General features: G+C 33.0%; 2 protein-coding genes. Both read right to left on the reverse strand.

Annotation, left to right across the window (positions count from 1 at the left end; translation table 11 throughout):
- A partial coding sequence (locus B6A10_RS16210; protein WP_188221703.1) for a fibronectin type III domain-containing protein occupies positions 1 to 659 on the reverse strand: 659 nt, incomplete at its 3' end.
- Between the two features lies 1 nt (position 660).
- Positions 661 to 1,326: T9SS type A sorting domain-containing protein (locus B6A10_RS16215; protein ID WP_188221704.1), on the reverse strand; the 666-nt coding region annotated here is incomplete at its 5' end.

The raw sequence follows: 1,326 nt of genomic DNA on the forward strand, positions 1-1,326 counted from the left end.
CCTCCCTTAGAATCTTTAACAACTATTTTAAAATAATAGGTAGAAGCTCCTGTTAATCCGCTTGCATTGAAAGTAGTCCCAGATTGACCTTCTGACACTTTTGTTGTTGGATTACTGTTTTTATCCAAAAACACATCAAATGTCAAAGTATCATTATCCACATCACTGGCTGTCCAGCTAAGTGTTGTACTAGTACCGTCTATTACTGTATTTAAAGCTGGTGCTACTAGGCTTGGTGCAAAAGGCAAATAATTAGAAACTCCAACACCTTCTGTTAAAAATTGATTTTGACTTGAAAAAGCACTTTCCATGTCCTTTGCATCAATTGCTTTTACTCTCCAATAAAAAGCAACACCTTTTTGTAAAGTAATCAAGGTAGATGTTGCATTTGAAACTATTTTACTCTCAATTAAATTTGAAAAGTTACCATCTTTGGAAACTTCAACCAAATATTGAACTGCATCTTTATCCGGATCAATTGATGCATTCCACTGAAAATTGACTACATTATCGATACAAAGTGTATTATTTAAAGGATATATCTGAGTAGGAACAGAGGGTGCTCGGTTTACAGGGTCTTCGGAACCTACCGGGTCATCACCTCCACTACCACATGAATAACCTAAAACTAAAATCATTACTAAATATATTTTTTTCATCTTAATTCTTAATTAATTTTATAAAAGAAGGTTTTTCTAAATTTAGTTTAACAAAATATACTCCACTAGGAAAACTGCTTATATCTAAACTTAATTTTCCAGCTTCTATTTTGTAATTTTCAGACAACATCAATTGGGATTTAACATCATAGATAGCTAAATCCACACTTTGCAAACTCATTGGCAAAGTAATCTCATAAATACCCTTGGAAGGATTCGGATAAGCCATTAAATATTCTGATAAATCTATTCTTTTGGAAAGCTCTCCCTGACAGGCTGTTTTACTCGTTATTTTCAAGTCATCTCCATCATTTACCTGTAATGAAAAATCAGATTGGTAAGTCTCTAAAATGGTTTGTCCATTCTTTAAAACTGTAAAAGGTGCTGTACCTTGTTCGATGGATACATAAGCAGTATTCCCTTTTTCAACTGTAATCTTTCCTGTTAAGCTAACTCCTCCGGCTATTACTACTTTAAAACATTGCTCATAAGATTCTCCGACAACAGAAATGCACAAATCATAAGTACCTGGGGTTACATTATCGATAGTTACTTTATTAGTAAACAAATAGGTTTTACCATTAATTTTAGCTTCGTAACTATTACTAGCTTGAGCTTCTATAACAATATTTCCGTTATTTTTACCAACACATGTTTCGCCATTAAG

Source organism: Flavobacterium pokkalii (genome assembly GCF_014596575.1).
GTDB classification, from domain to species: domain Bacteria; phylum Bacteroidota; class Bacteroidia; order Flavobacteriales; family Flavobacteriaceae; genus Flavobacterium; species Flavobacterium pokkalii.